Source organism: Pontibacter indicus, from assembly GCF_900156345.1.
Taxonomy (GTDB): Bacteria; Bacteroidota; Bacteroidia; order Cytophagales; family Hymenobacteraceae; genus Pontibacter; species Pontibacter indicus.
In genome coordinates this window covers 198,485-219,684 of record NZ_FTPP01000002.1, presented here as the reverse complement: position 1 = coordinate 219,684, position 21,200 = coordinate 198,485, and the positions used below count along the sequence as shown (strand labels likewise).

23 protein-coding genes are annotated in these 21,200 nt (G+C 51.0%); 12 read left to right on the top strand and 11 right to left on the bottom strand.

Features of this window, described 5'->3' with window-relative positions; translation table 11 throughout:
• The first annotated feature begins 17 nt into the window (after positions 1-17).
• Positions 18-1,388 carry a hypothetical protein gene (locus B0B12_RS09560; protein ID WP_076668278.1) on the top strand — a complete coding sequence of 457 codons (1,371 nt, stop codon included), beginning with the start codon at positions 18-20 and terminating at the stop codon, positions 1,386-1,388.
• Positions 1,389-1,667: 279 nt separating this feature from the next.
• Positions 1,668-2,093 carry a secondary thiamine-phosphate synthase enzyme YjbQ gene (locus B0B12_RS09555; RefSeq protein ID WP_076668276.1) on the top strand — a complete coding sequence of 142 codons (426 nt, stop codon included), beginning with the start codon at positions 1,668-1,670 and terminating at the stop codon, positions 2,091-2,093.
• Between the two features lie 10 nt (positions 2,094-2,103).
• Here the strand turns inward: B0B12_RS09555 and B0B12_RS09550 are convergent, their stop codons facing one another.
• From B0B12_RS09550 to gpmI, 3 genes are all read right to left on the bottom strand, one after another.
• Positions 2,104-3,549: a M43 family zinc metalloprotease gene (locus B0B12_RS09550; RefSeq protein ID WP_244554664.1), complete on the bottom strand. Its 1,446-nt coding sequence runs from the start codon at positions 3,547-3,549 to the stop codon at positions 2,104-2,106.
• Between the two features lie 185 nt (positions 3,550-3,734).
• Positions 3,735-4,310: a hypothetical protein gene (locus B0B12_RS09545; protein WP_076668271.1), complete on the bottom strand. Its 576-nt coding sequence runs from the start codon at positions 4,308-4,310 to the stop codon at positions 3,735-3,737.
• 1 nt (position 4,311) lies between these two features.
• Positions 4,312-5,844 carry a 2,3-bisphosphoglycerate-independent phosphoglycerate mutase gene (gene gpmI, locus B0B12_RS09540; protein ID WP_076668269.1) on the bottom strand — a complete coding sequence of 511 codons (1,533 nt, stop codon included), beginning with the start codon at positions 5,842-5,844 and terminating at the stop codon, positions 4,312-4,314.
• Positions 5,845-6,163: 319 nt separating this feature from the next.
• On the opposite strand from gpmI, the gene B0B12_RS09535 reads away from it, so the two are divergent.
• The 6 genes from B0B12_RS09535 to B0B12_RS09510 all read left to right on the top strand — a co-directional run bounded on the left by B0B12_RS09535 (position 6,164) and on the right by B0B12_RS09510 (position 10,200).
• On the top strand, positions 6,164-6,586 hold the full coding sequence (locus B0B12_RS09535) for a DUF4783 domain-containing protein (protein ID WP_076668267.1): 423 nt from the start codon (positions 6,164-6,166) through the stop codon (positions 6,584-6,586).
• Positions 6,587-6,651: 65 nt separating this feature from the next.
• Positions 6,652-7,509: a carboxylating nicotinate-nucleotide diphosphorylase gene (gene nadC, locus B0B12_RS09530; RefSeq protein WP_076668265.1), complete on the top strand. Its 858-nt coding sequence runs from the start codon at positions 6,652-6,654 to the stop codon at positions 7,507-7,509.
• A 47-nt stretch (positions 7,510-7,556) separates the two neighbouring features.
• Positions 7,557-8,138: a hypothetical protein gene (locus tag B0B12_RS09525; RefSeq protein WP_244554663.1), complete on the top strand. Its 582-nt coding sequence runs from the start codon at positions 7,557-7,559 to the stop codon at positions 8,136-8,138.
• A 102-nt stretch (positions 8,139-8,240) separates the two neighbouring features.
• Positions 8,241-8,546, top strand: a complete 306-nt coding sequence (locus tag B0B12_RS09520; protein WP_076668261.1) for a hypothetical protein — start codon at positions 8,241-8,243, stop codon at positions 8,544-8,546.
• A 157-nt stretch (positions 8,547-8,703) separates the two neighbouring features.
• The gene (locus B0B12_RS09515) at positions 8,704-9,438 is read left to right on the top strand and encodes a class I SAM-dependent methyltransferase (protein WP_076668258.1); all 735 of its coding nucleotides are present in this window, start codon (positions 8,704-8,706) and stop codon (positions 9,436-9,438) included.
• A 6-nt stretch (positions 9,439-9,444) separates the two neighbouring features.
• Positions 9,445-10,200, top strand: a complete 756-nt coding sequence (locus B0B12_RS09510) for a ZIP family metal transporter (protein ID WP_076668256.1) — start codon at positions 9,445-9,447, stop codon at positions 10,198-10,200.
• A gap of 154 nt (positions 10,201-10,354) precedes the next feature.
• Here B0B12_RS09510 and B0B12_RS09505 read toward each other — a convergent pair whose 3' ends face one another.
• The 5 genes from B0B12_RS09505 to B0B12_RS09485 form a co-directional block, all read right to left on the bottom strand.
• Positions 10,355-10,720, bottom strand: coding sequence for a hypothetical protein (locus B0B12_RS09505; RefSeq protein WP_139337790.1), 366 nt, complete (start codon positions 10,718-10,720; stop codon positions 10,355-10,357).
• A 90-nt stretch (positions 10,721-10,810) separates the two neighbouring features.
• Complete coding sequence (locus B0B12_RS09500; RefSeq protein WP_076668252.1) at positions 10,811-11,215, bottom strand: septal ring lytic transglycosylase RlpA family protein; 405 nt, start codon at positions 11,213-11,215, stop codon at positions 10,811-10,813.
• 37 nt (positions 11,216-11,252) lie between these two features.
• Positions 11,253-11,951, bottom strand: a complete 699-nt coding sequence (locus B0B12_RS09495; protein WP_076668250.1) for an alpha/beta fold hydrolase — start codon at positions 11,949-11,951, stop codon at positions 11,253-11,255.
• A gap of 9 nt (positions 11,952-11,960) precedes the next feature.
• The gene (locus B0B12_RS09490; protein WP_076668247.1) at positions 11,961-12,710 is read right to left on the bottom strand and encodes a hypothetical protein; all 750 of its coding nucleotides are present in this window, start codon (positions 12,708-12,710) and stop codon (positions 11,961-11,963) included.
• A gap of 41 nt (positions 12,711-12,751) precedes the next feature.
• Positions 12,752-13,057 carry a hypothetical protein gene (locus B0B12_RS09485; RefSeq protein ID WP_076668245.1) on the bottom strand — a complete coding sequence of 102 codons (306 nt, stop codon included), beginning with the start codon at positions 13,055-13,057 and terminating at the stop codon, positions 12,752-12,754.
• Positions 13,058-13,702: 645 nt separating this feature from the next.
• Between B0B12_RS09485 and B0B12_RS20110 the strand changes: the two genes are divergently transcribed.
• The gene (locus B0B12_RS20110; RefSeq protein WP_139337789.1) at positions 13,703-13,882 is read left to right on the top strand and encodes a hypothetical protein; all 180 of its coding nucleotides are present in this window, start codon (positions 13,703-13,705) and stop codon (positions 13,880-13,882) included.
• A 5-nt stretch (positions 13,883-13,887) separates the two neighbouring features.
• On the opposite strand, the gene B0B12_RS09475 is transcribed toward B0B12_RS20110, so the two are convergent.
• Entirely contained in the window at positions 13,888-14,274 is a 387-nt protein-coding gene (locus tag B0B12_RS09475; RefSeq protein ID WP_244554662.1) for an Hsp20/alpha crystallin family protein, read from the bottom strand.
• Between the two features lie 472 nt (positions 14,275-14,746).
• On the opposite strand from B0B12_RS09475, the gene B0B12_RS19940 reads away from it, so the two are divergent.
• The 3 genes from B0B12_RS19940 (at position 14,747) to B0B12_RS09460 (ending at position 17,512) form a co-directional block, all read left to right on the top strand.
• Positions 14,747-16,150, top strand: a complete 1,404-nt coding sequence (locus B0B12_RS19940; protein ID WP_083704174.1) for a T9SS type A sorting domain-containing protein — start codon at positions 14,747-14,749, stop codon at positions 16,148-16,150.
• Between the two features lie 426 nt (positions 16,151-16,576).
• Positions 16,577-16,999 carry a hypothetical protein gene (locus tag B0B12_RS09465; RefSeq protein ID WP_076668238.1) on the top strand — a complete coding sequence of 141 codons (423 nt, stop codon included), beginning with the start codon at positions 16,577-16,579 and terminating at the stop codon, positions 16,997-16,999.
• A gap of 81 nt (positions 17,000-17,080) precedes the next feature.
• Positions 17,081-17,512, top strand: a complete 432-nt coding sequence (locus tag B0B12_RS09460) for a hypothetical protein (protein WP_076668236.1) — start codon at positions 17,081-17,083, stop codon at positions 17,510-17,512.
• A gap of 147 nt (positions 17,513-17,659) precedes the next feature.
• Here the strand turns inward: B0B12_RS09460 and B0B12_RS09455 are convergent, their stop codons facing one another.
• Both B0B12_RS09455 and B0B12_RS09450 read right to left on the bottom strand, forming a co-directional pair.
• The gene (locus B0B12_RS09455) at positions 17,660-18,418 is read right to left on the bottom strand and encodes an abortive infection family protein (protein ID WP_076668233.1); all 759 of its coding nucleotides are present in this window, start codon (positions 18,416-18,418) and stop codon (positions 17,660-17,662) included.
• A 134-nt stretch (positions 18,419-18,552) separates the two neighbouring features.
• Positions 18,553-20,934, bottom strand: coding sequence for a ribonucleoside-diphosphate reductase subunit alpha (locus B0B12_RS09450; protein WP_076668231.1), 2,382 nt, complete (start codon positions 20,932-20,934; stop codon positions 18,553-18,555).
• Between the last annotated feature and the right edge of the window lie 266 nt (positions 20,935-21,200).

The window sequence follows — 21,200 nt, the reverse complement described above, 5'->3', positions numbered from 1 at the left end:
TTAGCCATCATCCACCTTTGAAATACCTGCTCGCCATACTGCCCCTCCTGTTCCTGCTCTCGATGGTGGGCTGCGAACCCAAGGATGAAGTCGTGACCAACGACCCAGATGCGGTGCTGCGCTTCTCGGCGGACACAGTGCTCTTCGATACGGTGCTTGTGACGCAGGGCAGCGTAACGCGGCGACTGAAGGTATACAACCCACAAAAGAAAGCGGTGCGCATCAGCAGCATTAGCCTGGGCGGTGCCAATACATCTCCTTACAAATTGACTATCAACGGCCAGGAAACTCCGATCGCCAACAACCTCGAGCTGCGCGGTCAGGATAGCCTCTACGTTTTGGTGCGCGTGAACATCAACCCAACGGCTCAGAACCAGCCTTTTCTGGTGGCAGACTCCATCCTGTTTCAGACAAACGGAAACCAGCAGAACGTAAAGCTGGTGGCCTATGGGCAGGATGCGGTGTTCCATCCAAAAGGAGTGATCGGCAATACGACCTGGGCGGCGGGCAAACCGCACGTGCTGCTCGACACGGTGCTGCTGCGTGAGGGATCCACCCTCACCATCGAGAAAGGCGCTCGCATCTTCGCCACGAACAAAGCCGTGCTGCTGATAAACGGGACGCTGCAGGTGAAAGGCACGCCGGAGGAGCGGGTGACGTTTTCAGGTATACGGCGCGAGCCTGCCTATGCCAATGCGCCCGGCCAATGGGAAGGTGTACGCATCCTCACGGCCAGCCAGAACAACACCATCCGCTATGCCGATATTCGGAATACAGTACGTGGCCTCCGGATCGGTAACCCGGGCAAGGGCGGCACGTTGGTGGAGGGCTGTGTGATTCAGTATGCTTTTCTGGATGGCATTGTGGCCTTCACGTCGGATGTGAAAGTGGTGAATACGCTGATCAATAACTGTGGGCAGTACAGCTTCGGCGGCCTGGGTGGCGGCAAGTATGAAGTGCTCTACTCCACCATCGTCAACTACCAGAACCAGTTGCAGCGCGAGACACCCGCTTTCGTAGTCGCCGATTTTATACCTGGCACTGATATCCGCGACCAGCCTACACAACTGCGGCTGGTGAACAGCATCGTATACAGCGAGGGCTCTAACTACATAAATGAGGTGCTATTGGAAGGAGATCTGACGGCAGAGGTGGCACACAATATCCTGCGCACAGATGCCTACAAAAGCACGCTCAACATAAACGGCAACCTGCTCAACATCGACCCCAAGTTCAAGGATATTCGCAAGCAGGACTTCAGCCTCGACACCCTTTCCCCTGCCTCCAGCGCGGCTATACCCCTCCTAGGTATAAACAAGGACCTCAAAGGTATAAACCGCAACTCCACCAAACCCGACATCGGAGCTTTTGAGCGAGGTATTGACTGAGTTAGTGAATGAGCGATTTCTGATTTTTGAATTAGTGATGGAGTGAATGAGTGAGTTTTGGTTGGACGTGTTTAATCAATGAGACATTAACGGAAGAAGCACGGAGATTTTATCTAAGTTTACTCAAGTAGTGTATTTCCGTATGAATCATAACGATCGAGCCATTCAGAAAGTCACACAAAAATTTACTGTTCAATCGCTCTACCAAAGATCACTCAGCCACTAAATCAGAATCCAATCACTCATTCACTCCATTACTAACTCAAAAATCCAACACCCATGTGGTTTCAGAAAGAGATACGCCTGCCGGCCGTGAAACGCGGTTTTCATTTGATTACAGACTTGCTCACGGCACAGCTGCCTGAGCTGGAGAACTACAAAGTGGGCCTGGCACATATCTTTATCAAGCATACCTCGGCCAGCCTGTGCATCAACGAAGACGCAGACCCTACCGTGCGGCAAGACTTTGAGAGTCACTTCAACCAGATGGTGCCTGAGAACGCGCCCTATTACCGACACACCCAGGAAGGCTCCGACGATATGCCGGCACACCTGAAGGCGGCTTTGCTGGGAAGTTCTGTCATGGTGCCGATCTCAGATGGGGAATTTAATATGGGTACCTGGCAGGGCGTATACCTGTGCGAGCACCGCAACCATGCCTCCAAACGCACGGTGGTGGTTACGTTGCAGGGCGAAGGCTACTAAGGTATAGCAACTATCTTACAAGACTTACTTTCGTGACGGCGGTGCCGTTGGTGCTGGTCGTGCGCAAGAGATACATGCCAGCCGGCAGGTGCTGCACATCCAGCCTGATCACCCTATCCGCTACTTCCCCGCGCAGCATTACCTGTCCGTGGCGGTTCAGCAACTCCACCGATTGAATCTGCTGACGGGCTGCCTGTTCCAGCACGATGTAGCCTTTCGCCGGATTCGGGTATACCTTCACATTGTCTGGGGTCACGTAAATGTAGTCCTCTTTGGTGAGGGTGTGGCTTGAGCTCCCATTAGAAGTGGTAAGCGTGACGCTATACCTGCCCGGGCGGCTATAGCGGACAGTTGGGTTCTGGGCTGTGGAGGTGGCAGGTGTCCCTCCCTCGAATTCCCACTGCCACTGTGTAGGCTTAAAGCCCGAGAAAGAGCCCAGGAACTGTATCTGGTCGCCGGGAGCCAACAGGGTGTCCTGCGGCTGTGCCGTGCTAAAACGGGAGCGCAACTCGCCTGTGCAAACCGAGGACGCTGACATGTAACGGCGTGTCGTCTGCAGTATACTTTGCATATAGGTAGCCTGGCCCTTGGTGAAGAGGTTCATGCAGGCGTCGTCAGAGTAATCCATGTAGTTCTGCCACATGTTGCCATAGGGCCCGTTGTCGCAAGAGAGTTCTATTCCGCCTGGGCAGCCGTCCGTCTGCGAGAACTGGTTGGGCGTGTCGTCGATGTCATCAGAGTCGTTGCACGTCATGCCGTTGCCCCAGATGTGCTTCAGGCCCAGCCAGTGGCCTACCTCGTGGGTAGCGGTGCGGCCTTTGTTGTATGCCCAGAGGCTGTTGTTGAGCGGCGCGGCGCCCACTGTGCGGTAGTGCAGCACCACCCCATCGCGATTAGGCGAGACGTCGGGTGAAGAGGCATAGCCAATGCTGCTGGTGCCCAGGTTGCCGATCCAGATGTTCAGGTATAGCCTGGTGTCCCAGGCGTCTACACCGCCGTTGGCCGTGGACTTAATCTGATCCGAAAAATAACTGAAGCTCTCTTTGGTTGTCTGAGTGCGGGTGATGCCTGTCGTGGGGTTGCCGTCCGGATCTACTACAGCCAGACAAAACTCGATGCGGCTGTCCGCGGCAAAAGGCTGGAAGTAGTCTGGCGTGTTGGTAGTGTCGGCGTTCAGGCGGCGAAAGTCCTGGTTCAGCACGGCGAGCTGCGAGAGCACCTGCGCATCGCTGATGTTTTCACTTCCGGCCCTGTACACCACATGAAACACCACTGGTATGGTGATAGTTGCCTGCTGCAAGGCCTGGCCGGCAGGGCGCTGGCGCATGTGCTGCTGCACTGCCTGTTGGGTCCTGATGCTTCGCTCCTCAAAGCCCGGGTCCTGTCGCTTTAGTGTTTCCAGGTAAGCGTCTGTGCTGCAGCTACGGCCCTGCCCCGACGTCTGTGCAAAGGACAACCGAACAAAGGCAAAAGCTAGAAAAAGGACTAAGGTATAGACACGCATACGCACAGATCAAACAGGCAACAGGGGCGTTCAGGTATGGATAACCCACATGACCTGAGCGGCTTAGTAGAGCAATATACGCAATTTAACCTTTCAGAAAGAAATAAGGCTGCTGGAGATTGCTTGCAAAAACCTGCCTATAGATTAGCGTCGACACGGTACCGGAGCGAATCCCCGAAAATAAGCTTCTGCACGCCCTCCACCCGGTAGCCGGACAGGTTGCCTGAGGCACCGTCCGCATCCAGGCTGATGTTTCGTTTCGAGTAGAACAGCATATTCTCCTCTAGCACCACCGCTTCGAGGCGCTCCAGCTTCTGAGCAGGCGACACGGTGAGTTGCAGCCGGTCAACGGGGGTGGCCGCTTCAGGGTCTTTCGTGAAAACGCTGACCGTACTGCCGTTGGGCAAGGTATGGCGCTCTTCCTTGTAAAAGTCACGCAGGGCCGGGCGGCTCAAATCCACCTCGTGGAAAATGGCCAGCTCCTTTTCCCAGTCCATCTCCTCCATCTGCAGGGTTTCAGTCGGCTGCCCTTTCGCGATAACCGATTTCAGTACCGGCGGTTGCTCCTGCTGCAGGCGGGCCGTCTGCTCCTGGAGGTAGCCCGTCAGGTCGAAGATCGTTGCCTGTCCTGTAGAAGCCGGTGGCGCTGGCCGCTCGCATGCTGCAAGTCCCGCGAGCAGGGCCAATAGTCCGATGATGCGATAGCTGCTCAACTTACTGTGCTTTCTGAAGAAGTGATTCGCCCGTCATCTCAAGCGGTTGCGCAATACCCATCAGCTCCAGTATGGTCGGGGCAATGTCGCCGAGCTTGCCTGGTCGCAGGGTGCCTGTATAGTCGTTGCTCACCAGTATGCAAGGTACCAGGTTGGTGGTATGGGCCGTGTTGGGCGTACCGTCCGGATTGATCATGTAGTCGGCGTTGCCATGGTCGGCTATCACGATCACGTCGTAGTTGCTTCCCAGGGCGGTATTCACCACCGCCTCAGCGCAACGGTCCACCGCCTCGCAGGCTTTCACAGCAGCCTCGAACACGCCGGTGTGACCCACCATGTCGGGGTTAGCAAAGTTGAGGCAGATGAAGTCGGCGGTTTGCTGTTGCAGCTCGGGCACAATGGCATCACGAATGTCGTAGGCGCTCATCTCGGGCTTCAGGTCGTAAGTGGCCACCTTAGGCGATGGGCACAGCAGGCGCTTCTCGCCATCAAAAGGCACTTCACGCCCTCCTGAAAAGAAGAAGGTCACGTGCGGGTATTTCTCTGTCTCTGCAATGCGTATCTGCTTGCGACCGGCCTTGGCCACGACTTCGCCGAGCGTATTGTTGAGATTGTCTTTATCAAAAATAGCCTCTACACCTACAAAGGTGTCGTCGTAATTGGTGAGGGTGGTATAGCGCAGGTTGAGCTTGTGCATGTGCTGCTCCGGGAAGTCCTGCTGGGTGAGCGCCTGCGTTATCTCGCGGCCTCGGTCAGTGCGGAAGTTGAAGCAGATCACCACGTCGCCCTCCTTGATTGTAGCAATCGGTTGCTGCTCGTTGTTTACTTTTACAATCGGCTGGATAAACTCATCGGTGACACCGGCATTGTAAGAGTCCAGCACGGACTTGATGAGGTTCTGCGAAGGCGTGCCTTTGCCGTGCACCAGCAGGTCATAGGCCAGTTTCACGCGTTCCCAGCGGTTGTCGCGGTCCATGGCATAGTAGCGCCCGATCACCGAGGCAATGGTGCCGGTGGTATTGTCGAGGTGCTGCTCCAGGTCGTTGATGTACTTCACGCCGCCTTTCGGGTCTGTGTCGCGGCCATCCATAAAGGCGTGGATGTATACCTTGTCCAGGCCATAGTCGAAGGCGGTGGTACAGAGTGCCTTAAGGTGCTCGATATGCGAATGCACGCCACCGTCGGAGAGCAGGCCGATCAGGTGCACATCTTTTTTATTTTCTTTGGCGAAAGAATAGGCGCCTGCCAGGGCCGGCATGGAGGCTAGCTTGCGCTCCGCAATGGATTTGTTGATGCGCACCAGGTCCTGGTACACCACACGGCCGGCACCGAGATTCATGTGTCCTACCTCTGAGTTGCCCATCTGCCCTTCCGGAAGCCCTACCGCCTCACCGGAAGCCTGCAGCGTGGTATGCTGGTACGTCTGAATGATGTGATCGTAGAAGGGCGTGTGTGCCTTGTGAATGGCTGAAACCTCTGGGTTGGTGGCGATTCCCCAGCCATCCAGAATCATGAGCATTACCTTTTTGTCCATGGTGCAAATATAAGATAATCTGTGGTGCCTTTCCTGCCTCGGCAGCTGATTTGTGCCTGCGCGATGAGAAGCCTGGCTTGTAAATGCTTAAATTGTAGCTGATGCCGGAGAATGACGTAATAGTTAACTGACGGAGACCGGGGGATTTTCTCCAGGCTGAGCGACCGGGCACTGCGCAAGCTATACCGCTGTAACGTCCGGAATATTTATACCGTTACATCGGCATATATTGATTATTCCTGTTATATTTAGGTACTTGCTAACGACTTTTGTTGGCATAGTTTTGGCTGATAGAGAGGCGAGATTACTTATACACCTTATGAAAAACTTTAAAAACATTGCTGTAGTATTTTTCCTGGCTTTCGTCACCACATTGCTTGCCTCCAACCAGGCGGTGGCCCAGAAAGATGTGTTTGATGGTGTGCAGTCGGCCTTGCGTGCGGGCTCTGCCAAGGACTTGGCCAGGTACTTCGACAGCAAGGTGAGTCTGTCGTTTGCCGACGAGAAGGCCACGGATTACAGCAAGACCCAGGCAGAGTTCGTGATGAAGAACTTTTTCAGCAAAAACCCGCCTACCGGTTTCGCCTACAACTTCCCGACGCCGAGCGAGTCCGTGCGGAAAGACAAGCGCTACGTGATCGGAACCTACACGCACCGCAACGGATCCTACACTACTTTGATCCGGGTGAAGGACGCAGGAGGCAAGTTTCTGATACATTCCATCGATTTCATAAAAGATTAAGCAGATAATAGTGAGATTTTTAGCAAGGCCCGGGAATATACCGGGCCTTTTTTTATTTTTGCACCGTGAAAGCATCATACCTGACAGAAAAAAGCATAGCTGCCTTTATTTCCCAGGCCCTGGCCGAGGACGTAGGCGATGGCGACCACTCGTCGCTGGCTTCTATTCCGAACGATGCCCAAAACCAGGCAAGGCTGCTGGTGAAGGGCGACGGCATACTGGCTGGCGTGGAGCTGGCTGGCTACATCTTCAAGCAAGTAGACCCTGCCCTGCAGGTAGACGTGCTGCTGCAGGACGGTGCCGAAGTGAAGTATGGCGACGTGGCCCTGACCGTGAAGGGCAAGGCGCAGTCCATTCTCACGGCCGAACGCCTGGTGCTCAACTGCATGCAGCGTATGAGTGGCATCGCGACCTATACCCATTACCTGAATACGCTGATCGCCGGCACGAAGGCCAGGCTGCTGGACACGCGCAAGACCACCCCGAATTTCCGCATCATGGAGAAGTGGGCGGTATTGATCGGCGGCGGAGTGAACCACCGCTTTGGCTTGTTCGACATGATCATTCTCAAAGACAACCACGTGGACTACGCCGGAGGTATACGCCAAGCCATTGAGGCGACACAGCAGTATCTGAAGGCAAAAGGCAAAGACCTGCGCATTGAGGTGGAGACACGCAACCTGGATGAAGTGAAAGAGGCGCTGGCAACAGGCGGCATCCACCGCATCATGCTCGACAACATGACGCCGGAGATGATGCGCGAGGCGGTGGCCCTGATCGGCGGTCGCTTCGAAACCGAGGCTTCGGGTGGCATCACGGAGGCAACAATCGCGGAAGTAGCCAAGTGTGGGGTCGACTTTATATCCGTGGGTGCGCTGACGCACTCGATCAAGAGCATGGACCTGAGCCTGAAGGCTTATTAAAGAACTTATACCTGTCCGGTAAAGGGCGGGCGCTTATTTTATTTTTTATGCAACAAAATCAACGTTACCGGATGCAGTCAAGTGCTGCGCCGAATGCCATTCGCACCAAGAAGTACCAACTGGAGAAGAATGTTTTTACAGGTATAGCGCTGGGCAAGGTATGGCGCAAAGACTGGTGGATGGCCCTTATTCCGTTCGCTTTGTTTATGCTGCCCGCCGTATTTAGCTTCTCGTGGTGGTGGGTGGCGGGTGCCATTTTGGTAACCCTCATCTTTGTGCTGCTTCGCTCCGCCCAGGTAATGGGGGTAACGCAGATGGAGCAGGGCAATCCGCTGTTCGAGAAACTGAGTTATGAGATCGACTCGCGCCAGATCCTGCTGAAGCGTAACGACCGTGAGGGCATGGCCCTGACCTGGGACATGATCGGATCGGTGGAGCGCAAGGGAGAGGCCTACCTGCTGTGGCTGAAGCCTCCTACGGATGCTCAACTGCCCGGCGGTTGGAGAGGCTGGCTGGCCAAAAACTTCCAGGCACCGGTGTTTGTGATGCTGCCATTCCGCATCTTCAACAACCCGAACGACATCAAGTTGCTGGAGTCGATGCTGCGCCGCAAGGAGCTGATCGCATAGTGGTTTCAGAACCCGTACCCGTATACCTGTCGTACTAAAGGATTTGCTACTGCGCTATGTAGTAGCGTTTTAAAATAAAGGACCTATAACCTATAAATAGAGATGAATAAGAACGTACTTGCAGTATTCGCCGCAGTTTGTGGTTTGTTTATGATTTCGTGCGATACGCCAAAGGATTTGCGCCCAGGTGCCAAGGTATCTAACGACACAGTTCCTCCGGGGATGCGCGGCACTAACAACGTGTCTGACGCAGGTGGCGAAACAGCTACTGCACACGGAGCAGAAGGCCATGACGCAAAGCAGGAAATAATGCCTAATCACGACCAGGGAGCTAATACAATACAGCCAGGCGATAGCGTTCGCGAAAGTGCTGTTACGAACTCAGCAGCTGGCGCCGACAAGCAATAAGCGGCTCTTACGCCTTTAAAAAAGTCTGCCGTTACTGTGTGCTACAGTAGCGGCAGACTTTTTTATGAGTTGCTATACCTCTCGGCGCAAGCTGCGTATACCCGTGTTCCGAAAATAAAAGGTATATTTGCACCCTTATTGCATTTTCATTGCTCCTATGACGCAACAGGAAGAATGGTTCAGCACTTGGTTTAACTCTCCTTACTATCATATCCTTTACAGCAACCGCGACGATCATGATGCAAGGCTGTTTATGGATAACCTGCTGACCTACCTGCACCCCAAGCCCCAACATAAAATACTGGACCTTGCCTGTGGCAAAGGCCGCCACTCCCGCTATCTGAACCAACTGGGCTACGATGTGACAGGTATAGACCTGTCGGAGAAAAGCATTGCCTACGCCCGGCAGTACGAGAATGAGCGCCTGCGCTTCGACGTGCACGACATGCGGGAGGTATACCAACCCGAGGCATTCGACTTTGTATTGAACCTGTTCACGAGCTTTGGGTATTTCGAGAGCGAAACCGAGAATGTGGTGGCCCTGAAAGCCGCCGCCGCCAACCTGAAGCACGGCGGCAAACTGGTGATCGACTTTATGAACACCGACCGTACCATTGAGCGACTGGTGTCGCATGAGCAGAAAGAGGTGCAGGGCATTTTGTTTGATATAAGCCGGAAAGTGGAGCACGATTTTATAGTGAAGACCATCCGCTTCGAGGACAAAGGCCGAGAATACTGCTTTGAAGAACGGGTGCGGGCCCTGCGCCAGGAGAACTTCCTGGAGTACTTCCGCATTGCGCAGCTTCGCCTGGGCGAGGTGTTTGGCGACTATAAGCTGCAGGCTTTCGACCCGGAGAAAAGCGAACGAATTATTTTCGTGCTAAAGAAGTAACGCCATATGATCATAGCTATACTCGTGCTCTTCTTCACGGTGGTGCTGTCCAGCTTCCTCGTTAAGATATTTCCGCCTGACAACAGCCGCTGGCTAAAAATGGCGCTCGCTTTCAGTGGTGCCTATCTGTTCACCATCACCATCGTGCACCTGCTGCCCGATGTGCTCATTGGCAACCCGAACCCGCACCACGTGGGTTACTGGGTGCTGGCCGGCTTTTTCCTGCAGCTGGTGCTGGAGCTTTTCTCGCATGGGGTGGAGCATGGGCACATGCACACCCACCACAACGGGCACGCACATGCTGGCTCCATGCCTTTTCTCCTGCTCGGCTCACTGTTCATCCACTCTTTTCTGGAAGGAAGTATACTGGTGGAGGGCGGCGAGCGCCATGCGGGGCACCACCATGCCGGAGAGAACTTTTACGCCGTGTTGCTAGGTATAGCCATCCACCATATACCCGCTGCGTTTGCACTGATGTCTGTGCTGATGTCACGCATCGGCTCTTTCCGGAAAGCTTTCCTATGGCTGCTCATATTTGCGGTCGGCGCACCGTTGGGGATACTCGTAAGTAACTACATCATCAAGGATAAGGTAGGAGGCGACCTGGTCTTCACGGCGCTTACCGGACTGGTGGCTGGTAACTTCCTGCACATTTCCACTACCATCCTTTTCGAGACAAGCCCCGACCACCGTTTCAACCGCAACAAACTGCTGGCAACTCTCTTTGGACTTGGCCTGGCCCTGCTCACCGATCTGATGTAGGTATAGCTAGTCCTATACCTTTAACTTCACTTATAATCCTGACCGGTTTAGGTGTTGGTTTGTACTTCTGTTAAGAGATATGGTAGGTATGGTATCGGCCAAAAACAAAAAAGGCTGATCTTGATCAGCCTATGTCATCGAAGTAAAAAGGAAACTACATAATAGTAGAGAGCAGAGTGGCTGCGAGCGCCTTCAAAGCCAACACGATCGTGCTTGACTTTACTGCAACATCAGAAGAATCTTCCTCATCCGATCCGGAATTCAGGTCTTTGAAGAAAGAAAGTGGGCTTTCCAGCACTTCAGCGTCTAAAACTGATTTTTGCTTTTTAGGTGTTGCGGGCTTTGCCTCTTCTGTAGCAACAGTTGTGTCGGCATTAGGGGCTACTACTGTAGTGGTTTCAGTTGTGGCTTTACCATTGTTCAGATCGGCAGCATTAGGCGTAGTTGTTACACCTAGCAACAGTAGCGTTGCAAGTAGAGCTGTCACTGAAAGGGATTTCCACTTTTTAACCATGCCCAAAATTATACTTTTAGATACAGTATTCCAAGAAATAAATAGGAGTATTTGCAGACTTATTTAAAATTAAAGCGAAAGCTACTCTAAAGTGGGTCAACGTACAGGGGCAGGCTTTACCACTTTCACCTCTACCGGCACGATGCCTGCACTGATATAGTCCAGTCGTTTGGCTGCCGCCTCGCTCAGATCTATTACCCGGCCCTTTACAAAGGGTCCTCTATCTGTTATGCTTACCTTTACTGATTTGTTCGTCTGCAGGTTGGTGACCTTTACTTTGGTGCCAAACGGGAGCGTGCGGTGGGCTGCTGTCAGTTTCCTTCGGTTGTAGGCTTCCCCGTTGGCCATTTTGCGGCCGTGCAGCTTGTTGCTGTAGTAAGAAGCCTTGCCGGCCTCGGTATAGCCGCGCTGCCCTACGGCAGGTTTGGAACTGGTGCAGGCGCCTGCTGTAAATAAGGTGAAGGCTATAAGCAGGGTGCCGCAACTGTGTTGTAAGCGCATAAGTACTCGTACCAAAGATGGTTTAATGTAATAAATTCTAAACGGCAGCTCTACCAAAGAATTGCCTGATCTCGTGCTGCAGTTGGCCCAGATCGACCTTTTCCAACGGATGTTGCGTGCCCGGGAACACCTGTAGTTCGGCATCAGGCAGATGTTCATAAGCCCAGGCCGTTTCCTGCAGACTCACCATGTTATCGCGGTCGCCCACACTCACACGTACAGGTATGGCTAAGCGCGAGAGGGTTTCTTCAGTGAGCAGAGGCTGACTGCCCAGGTGCTGCATCATGTCGGCTGTGCGGCGCATGACCTCCTGCCAATCCTGGGGCTGGTGGCGGTTGGCGAGCACAGCGGCAAAGGCGGGCACTTTCTCTTGTACCTTCTCAGGCTGTAGCATTTTCACCTCTTTTGCGGCTGTCTCGGCGCTCCAGGCAAATTTGGTGGCCAACGTGAAAATGCGGCTTACCCGATCCGGGTGGCGAAGCGCCAGGTATAGCGCCACATAGCCTCCCATGCTATACCCGAATATAGCTACCTGCTGGAGTTGGTGCTGGTCCAGGTAGCGCAGTACATCCTCTGCAAACAGCTCTATCCGGAAAGGCGCTTGCGGCAAAGCTTTTCCGCCATGCCCACTGAAATCCAGGGTATGAACGGTATGGTCTGCCGCGAGCAGCTGCTGAAGGGGGTACAGGGTACTGGCGGCGCCCAGAGCGCCATGGAGCAAGAGCAGGTCAGGCATGTGCTGTTGTTATTGCTTTACCTGATAGTTATAGACATCCACCGCCTGGTTCAGTTTGTCTTTGCGGAAAAGCTGGATCACCAGCGGCACAGCTATAAGGCCGGCTCCCGCATACACGGTAGGCGAGACATCCACAGAGTTCGGGTTGGTAGAGCTCTGAGAAGACGAGAGCAAGCCATACGTAAGCAGACCTGCGCCCGCTATACCCATCACCGTCGAAATAGTTTTCTCGCGCTTGTGTCGCTGAATCAGCACAACGCTGGAGGCATTGTCGGCCAGTGCCTGCTCCAGGTTTTGCTGGTTGAAAGTCATCAGCGGTCCATTGTCCTTGGAGAAGAAGTAAATGCGGCGACGGCTGGTGCGCGGCATGCCATACCCATACGGATGGTATCCCATGGCGGCATAGTCGATGGTGGTGGTATAGAACTTCGAGATGCGCGGCCCTTCCATGATGCGCTTGGCAAAGGAGTCGAAGCGGTTGCCCGCGGCCACCCTGGCAAAGTAGCCGTCGTTGTTCTGATACACATCTACCAGTTCAGGGGAGTACTTGAGCGTATCGTCAACCAGGAAGAAGTCCTGCTTGAAAATAGGCGACTTATACTGTATCCTGTTACCGTATACCACCTGGCCATTGCGCAACTGCAGAAAATGCCGCCCCTTCTGGCGTTGCGGCTGGTAGTTTTCCTGGGAATACTCCTGCGCTTGCAGGCCAAAGCTTAGCAGCAGGCAGGCGAAAAGTGCAAAGATTGTCTTGTTCATGTATGGGGTGATTTCAGCTGTAGTTCAAAATAGGCTTATGCTTAGAAAATAGCCACGAGCATGACGAGCATTCCGGCCAGGGCCAAGTATACCCAACTCATCAGTTGGCCTTTGTGTTTGCTGGGCACCATATTGCTCACCAATACAACGGCTATCAATACGCATAATATATACAATAGTATAAAAGTAACGGCTTTTACCCAATTCGGCACAATTGTATTCTCTGCCTGGTACTGGTCGTCCATGCCCATGCCTGACACCAGGTAGCGCAGTAGGTAAAACACTACCACTTCGAACACCAGGAAGAAAAACAAGCCATAGAGCCTGTCGCTTTTTTGCGAAGCCATGTTGCCGGATTTATATAAACGAAGATAGCGCCCTCGGATGTTGACTCTCTATGCCGTTTCTGTTGCTTAGGCTAGCGTTTCTTCACTTAAATATAATAACAGGATGCCGATATGTTGCCATACGTGCCATTTTTTAGGATCACACGTATAATTAAGGAGCGGGGAACGGTAGAATTATCGCATATTGCCAGTACAGTATATATGCATTCTGGCATGCTGTTTGTTTCTAATTAACAGGCACATATATATAAATTATTGCTGATTGGTCGAAAGATCTGTGTCTGTTTAGTGCAATTTATGGTAAGATAAGAAGAATCTAGTTGCACATCAGTAATAATATGAAACAAATTTGGGGCAAGACCCCGTTAAAATACCAGATGAATGTAGGGTTATGAGGTTATTGAAGAATATTAAATTAGACAATCACTATTTTAACTACGGTGGTAAGACCCGTAAGATCTTTAGCATTGGCTATGAGGATCTCACGACGCTTATTTACTACCAGGATAACAACAACAACTACACGTTAGTAATATCGAAAGAAGATGATCCGCCGCTTATAGTTGAAAAGAAGATATCGCGCGCGGAAGCGTTCAGATTAATGAATACCCGGCCCTAACGCCGGGTATTTTTTTTGAGTCTGCTATGAATAAATGGAACAAGTACTATAAGATTGCTTTTTGGGGCGCTATCGTAACTTTTGTGGCCCAGCTAGTTGTCTCTGTGGCAGTAGACCCCTATTTAGTAAAAGCCTTCTCCTCCTTCTATGCGGTGTGGGGCATCATAGCCGTGGTTGGATGGCGCCACGAACATCCACGCCGGTAACAGTTTTAGAGCTGTCTGATATCGATCTGGCGCGGATGTAGCGCAGCATCATGGTATGGCAGTTTAACCCGCAACTCACCATCCTTATAAATGGCTTCAATACGGCCCAGATCAACTTGTGGCGGCAGCATAAACACGCGATTGAACATCGGCACTGCCATCTGTGGGTTTTCCTGGCTTTGCAGCACAGAGAATATGGTTAACTGGTTTTGGTGCAGCACTACTTTAAAGGCCTCCGGATTGACGCCAGCCGCCCAGACATTAATTACAGCACCTTTCTTTTTCTTTTTAATATCAATGTATGTCTCACTCACGCCTCCGCCTACTGTATTTAGTAAGTCGATTTGATGTGCAATGGATCGTAAAAACTCTTTATCTTTTATAATTTTCATCTCTTTCTCCTCTAAGTTTTCAGAGAATAAGGATGCAAAACAGGTGCCAATAGGTATAGCCGCCAAAATGACCGATAAATCCTGTTAAAGACGCCCTGTATATGTCAAAATGGCCCTTCGTGGCTTGTAGTCTTCAATCAATGTTCAGTTTTGATTTCTGTGAAATGTATTTCTTTTAACATAAACTTGGTGCAATTAAACAGCTCCTCGCAACGAACATTTTCTCCCAAAACGGTGCTATTTTTCCCATATATGGAATAATTCCAGCATGTATCCTGTTACCTGTGCCGTTAATAATCAAATATGATGAAAATCACTTTTCTGTTGGTTTCTATTAAATGATTAATTATAAGCAAATTATAGGAAAGCGTATAGCTGTGGTTTCTCAATAGATTGGACTTTATAGGAAATAAATAGCTTTAAAATACGCTGGCATACTTCTTTCATATATAGTGATATAAGAAAGAAAGTTATGAAATACGTTTACACATTAGTTATCGTCCTTATTCTTTTTATCGCATCTGCTCAATTAGCAGCTGCTCAAGGTCAAACTACAATTGATATCCAACCTAAGTGTACGTTGGCTAATCAAAACTTTGAACTTACTATTTATAGACTAACAGGTAATGACTTTAATGGAAGCACGACCATAACAATAAACGGTCAAGTTTTTAGCGTTTTCGTTGAACGAACAAAAGCCCAAATAAAAATCGCAGTTCCAGCCAATTTGATAAGCACAGCTGGGAATGTACAAGTAGTTGCGAACACTGCAAGTGGTGTTTCACAAGGCAGTGTTCTATCTGTTGTAGGCCCTCTTTCAGTTACAAGTACTTCTTTCTGCGGCCGCACTACGTTAACGGCGCAAGGAGCACCTGCCAACGGGAGCTACCGTTGGTATAATGCAGCTGGCCAGTACATTAATGGGGCAACATCAGCGAGCCTGTCTGTGACCCAAGCAGGGCAGTATGCCGTTTCCATTGTAACAGCTACTGGCTGCGAAACTGCCAGAGTACCAGTTAACGCCACTGTAAAGCCACAGCTAAGCGCAAACACAGAATTTGCCAGACAGGATGTAACTGTAGGTAAGCCAGCAGTGTTGCAGTTAAATTCAGAAGTTTTTGATCGAAGCCACGGTGCTAGTATCCGTTGGGAAGCCTACAACTTTGTTACGGGTGCCAGAAACGTACTGGGTCTTACTGAAGCACCCAAAGGCGGGTCAGCTTCATTCCAAGTACCAAATGTAGAGGCGAACACTTATTATGAGGCTTTCATCACTGCAATAGATGGCATGTGTTACGAGGAATACATGCTCTATGCCACTACGCAGGGTATCGTTTCCCTTCCTGTAGAACTAGTTTCCTTCAAGGCGCAATCGACGAAAGAGGGGGTTCAGCTTAGCTGGAAGACGGCTTCTGAGCTAGACAACAGAGGTTTCGAAGTGGAGGCATCTGCGGATGGCAAGAATTTCAGAAAAGTGGCTTTCGTGGAGAGCAAAGTAGGTACTACCTCACTCACGCAGCATTACAGTTTCCTCGACACAAGAGCTGTTGCTGGTGCTAACTACTACCGCCTGAAGCAAATTGACTTTGACGGGGCATTTGAGTATTCTAAAACCGTAGCGATTAACATAACACTGGCATCTGCCGCAACCGTTTACCCTACTCTGGCCACGACTGACATCACTGTGAGGCTGGCTTCTACTGACGATCAGGTAACAATTGCAGTGGCGGATATGGCAGGCAAGCAGCTGTTGGCTGTTCAGAACCCTGCGGATCGCCAGGTAGTGTTGCCCGTACAGCAACTACAGCAAGGTGTTTACTTCGTAACAGTAACATCCGGCACACAAAAAGAAGTAATCCGCTTCGTGAAGCGCTAATTAAATTTTTTCTGACAGATAAGAAAGAGGCCCGCCCGCAAGGCGGGCCTCTTTTGTTTTATTGAGGAGCACTTCCACAAGCTCTGCACCAAAGAAACTATTTAAGGTATACACTAACAGGCTTTCGCAAGGTTAATTGTAAATTATACAGGTATAGTTATATAAAACGCTCTTCTGGCGTCTATCTTTGTCTTAGCCCTTATCTCCTCTTCAGAGCAATAATCCCACCTTTTTCATGAACTTCCGGGGCGGAAAGGCCCCTCTATAGCCACAAAAGAGCTGCTTTTAGTGCTTTGCAATGTGGATTGTTACAGCGATGGTATATGCCTGCAAGTTCATGTTAAAGCTAAAGTGCAATTTTTAGCCTTGCCCATATGGAGTTACTGACTATATTTGCAACACAGATGCAGTTAAAAGGATAGCCTGATGGTGACTACTTATTTCCAAAGCGATGTGGTGACGATCACTTATGATCTAGAGCATCGGATTGGTACCGCTGTTTGGAATGGTTTTTTGAGCAGCTCAGAGTTTCGGGAGGCGGCGGAAGTCTGCACCAACTTGGTGGATGAGCATAAGCTACTGCGTTGGCTTGGGGACAACCGCAAGCTGCGAGCTATCCGAAAAGCCGACCAGGATTGGTTTGTCGAACATATCGTGCCCAGGCTCACGGTCGGCACGCTTCGACGCAATGCATCTGTCATGTCAGAGGACCTGTTTAATAGAATGGCGGTTGAACAGATTATCAAACGCGCAGATCCTCTGGGAGATATGGCGTTCAGAGAATTTGATAGTGTGGAAGCCGCTGTGGCCTGGCTACATGAACCTTTGCCTGTGCTAAAATTTAACTAACTTATACGCCTGCTGCCTTAAACTTTACTCGCTCTATACCTTACAAACAATACTAACTATACCTAACAGGGAATACGCTTGATGCAACTTTACTTTCAAAACAGCTTTGTCAGGCTTTCATATGACAGAACGCTTAGGCTTGGGAAAGCCGAATGGTTTGGCCGCCTGCACGGCCCCGAGCTTAGAGAAGCCTACCTGCTTTGCCACGATATGATCAACCGCTTTTCGCTGACGAAGTGGCTGGCTGATGACCGCATGATGGGCAACATATCGCCTGCGGACCTAAAATGGAGCTTAGATGTGCATGTGCCGCAAATGGCGAAGAGCTCTTTGCGCCGTATGGCTCGTATACCTTCAAAATTTGAATCAAATCAGGCCGCAGTCGGAGTCATGATTAACAAGGGATACACGCTTGATCTGTCCTTGGAAATACAGGACTTTGAAGATGAAGAGAAGGCGATGAAGTGGCTGCTAGAGTCAATGGAAGTATCGCCTACTGCCAAATTTGCTTAAATCTGGTATTTTAACTTCTTGCCCATAAGCCGCTGATCTTTGTCAGGGGCTTTTTTGCTGTTGCCGTAGCTGAGGGTTAGGTTGAATTGTTTGTATTGTAATGTACTGGACTCTCACGGGTCGTGAGGACGCCGCGAGGTGAGATTATTAATTACTCGTACTTTTCAGCAATGTCTCATGATGTGTCTGGATAAGGAATGAAGCTATTGATCCAGCCAAGTTTACAGCTAATTCTGAATGTCTCTTGCTTACTCTGTATCCACCTTTCGGTTGACCATGAGCATCGCTTAGTTCGTTTCGTAAAGATGCAAAGCCATGAACAGTAGTTTGAATCCCACTGAGAATCTGCTTTAATATGTTTTCATTGTGTAGTTGGGGAGCAAGGTTTAAGCTGCGAGCGGTCGTCTTGAAAAGCTTTGGTAAGTCAAAGCTATCATCATATTCAATATTTCTTTCTTTTAGTATCTGTTTGCAAACTGATTCAATCAGGGATCTTGCAGCAGTGATAGCTCCATCAGGGTCATCCTCTCTTCTACCAAGAGCTTTACCCCACATGTAATTGACAGAGTCACAATCAAATTTTTCTATTGAATAATTTATCACATGATCATGTGAGTACAGCCTGTCACTTTCTAAATGTACAAGTAAAGGCTCAAATTCCTCTCTGATGTACTCTCTTCTTTCAGCATATGTGCTGAACCGACACTTGATATAGGGCCAAAAGTCACTCAGTATCCTGCATGAAATCACAAATTCCGGTAATAGAGCTTTAGTAAAAGTGTTCGCAAATAATTCGTTTCGAAGATTAACATACTCTTCTCCATCTTCTCTTTTATCTTCTCCGGTAGCTAGTCTGGTGAGGAGTACTCGTAAACTCATTGCTTTATTAAACATATCGTTTTGCATAAACCTATAATAAAACTAAGCTAAAAGTACAAGCATCAGTATTCCAACCGCTGATGGGGAGTCAGCAGTAACATAGGACGTACTTAGTTTGGGTAAAAAATAAGGAGGACACTAAGTCCTCCTTATTCAGTTAGTTACGATCCGCAAGCTTCGCAAGCGTCTGGGTTATCTAGTGAGCAGGCCATATCGTTGCGATTCTGGTCCTGGCTATTGTAAACCGGCTGCAGGGTTTCGGCGGCTTGTTTCTCCACCGTGAACTTGATAGCGTCTACAGCGGCTTTGGTGCGCAGGTAGTACATACCTGTCTTCAGGCCCTTCTTCCAGGCGTGGAAGTGCATCGAAGTCAGTTTGCCGAAGTTCACGTTCATCACGTGCAGGTTCAGCGACTGGCTCTGGCAGATGTAAGCGCCACGGTCAGCACTCATGTCGATCACCGTACGCTGGCTGATCTCCCATACCGTCTTATACAGGTCTTTGATGTTCTGCGGGATGTTCGGGATGTCCTGCACCGAGCCGTTGGCCGCGATAATGGCATTCTTCATCTTGTCGTTCCACAGACCCAGGTTGATCAGGTCTTTCAGCAGGTGCTTGTTCACAACCATGAACTCGCCTGACAGCACACGACGTACATAAATGTTAGACGTGTAAGGCTCGAACGACTCGTTGTTGCCCAGGATCTGCGCAGTAGAGGCAGTCGGCATAGGCGCTACCAGCAGGGAGTTACGCACGCCGTGCTTCACCACTTCCTGACGCAGCTCTTCCCAATCCCAACGACCGCTATCTGGTGTTATACCCCACATATCGAACTGGAACTTGCCTTCTGACAGCGGAGATCCTTTGAACGTTTCGTAAGCACCGTTCTTCTTGGCCAGATCCTTAGAAGCCGTCATGGCAGCGAAGTAAATGGTCTCGAAAATGTCTTTGTTTAGGCCGCGTGCTTCCTCGCTCTCGAATGGCATACGCAGGTGGATGAACGTATCCGCCAAGCCTTGAACACCCAGACCGATCGGGCGGTGACGCATGTTGGAGTTGCGCGCCTCCGGCACTGGGTAGTAGTTAATATCGATTACCTTGTTCAGGTTCTTGGTCACGTGGTAGGTCACGTCGAACAGCTTCTGGTGGTCGAACACCTTATGGCCGTTCTCTTCTTTCACAAAGCGTGGCAGTGCTAGCGATGCCAGGTTACATACTGCTACCTCGTCCTGGCTGGTATACTCCATGATCTCGGTGCAGAGGTTAGAGCTCTTGATTGTGCCCAGGTTCTGCTGGTTGCTCTTGCTGTTAGCCGCATCCTTATAGAGCATGTAAGGCGTGCCTGTCTCGATCTGCGACTCCAGAATAGCAAACCACAGGTCCTGTGCTTTCACTGTTTTGCGGGCACGGCCTTCGCGCTCATACTTCTCGTAGAGGCGCTCAAACTCCTGTCCCCAGCTGTCGCCAAGTCCTGGTGCTTCGTTCGGGCAGAACAGGCTCCAGTCGCCATTTTGCTCCACGCGCTTCATGAACAAGTCTGGCGTCCAGAGGGCGTAGAACAAGTCACGGGCGCGGTTCTCTTCCTTGCCGTGGTTCTTCCTCAGGTCCAGGAACTCGAAGATGTCGGCATGCCAGGGCTCCAGGTAGATCGCGAAAGCACCTTTGCGCTTACCGCCGCCCTGGTCCACGTAGCGGGCCGTGTCGTTGAACACCTTCAGCATCGGGATGATGCCGTTGGAGGTGCCATTAGTGCCTTTGATGTAAGAGCCCGTCGCACGCACGTTGTGGATGCTCAAGCCGATACCACCGGCGCTCTGCGAGATCTGCGCGCACTGCTTCAGCGTGTCGTAGATGCCCGGTATGCTGTCGTCCTGCATGGTGAGCAGGAAGCACGAGGAAAGCTGCGGCTTTGGCGTGCCGGCATTGAATAATGTTGGTGTGGCGTGCGTAAACCACTTCTCAGACATGAGATTATAAGTCTCAATGGCAGATTCGATGTCCTCCTTGTGGATACCCACGGCCACACGCATCAACATATGCTGGGGGCGCTCCACGATCTTGCCGTCGAGGCGAAGCAGGTATGAGCGCTCCAGCGTTTTGTATCCAAAGTAATCGTAGTTGTAATCGCGGTCGTAGATGATGGTCGAGTCCAGCGTGTTGGCGTGCTTGCGGATGATCTCGTACACATCCTTGGCCAGCAACGATGCGTTCTCGCCCGTTTTCGGGTCCTCGTAGGTATAGAGGCGCTTCATGGTGTTGGAGAACGACTTGCTCGTCACCTTGTGCAGGCTCGAAATGGCCACACGGGCCGCCAGCACCGCGTAGTCGGGGTGCTTGGTGGTGAGCGAAGCAGCAGTCTCTGCCGCCAGGTTGTCCAGCTCTATCGTGGTCACGCCGTCGTAAATGCCGTCAATCACCTTCTTGGCCACCTCAATCGGCGACACGTAGTCCATGTTCAGGCCATAGCACAGCTTCTCGATGCGTGCTGTAATTTTGTCGAATTTGACGGATTCGCGTCTGCCGTCTCGTTTAACTACTAACATAGCGTATACATTTAGCGGGGTTCAAAGCCCGGTTTTTTATAAGGTATAGGTATAAGAGAACCACTGCCGATGCAGCGGGTTGAAACATGCTAATATTATCATAGGGGAATACGCGAATATATACGTAATCCGTTGAAATGCTATTAATTACAGCTAAAGCAAAATGCTTTGTCAGAGTTTGGAGCGGCCGCCCCGTCTGGCAGCTGGTGCCAGCGTTTGAGTCCGGTGCCGGAGCGCGCCAAATCGGCTATACCTGCACCCGGATA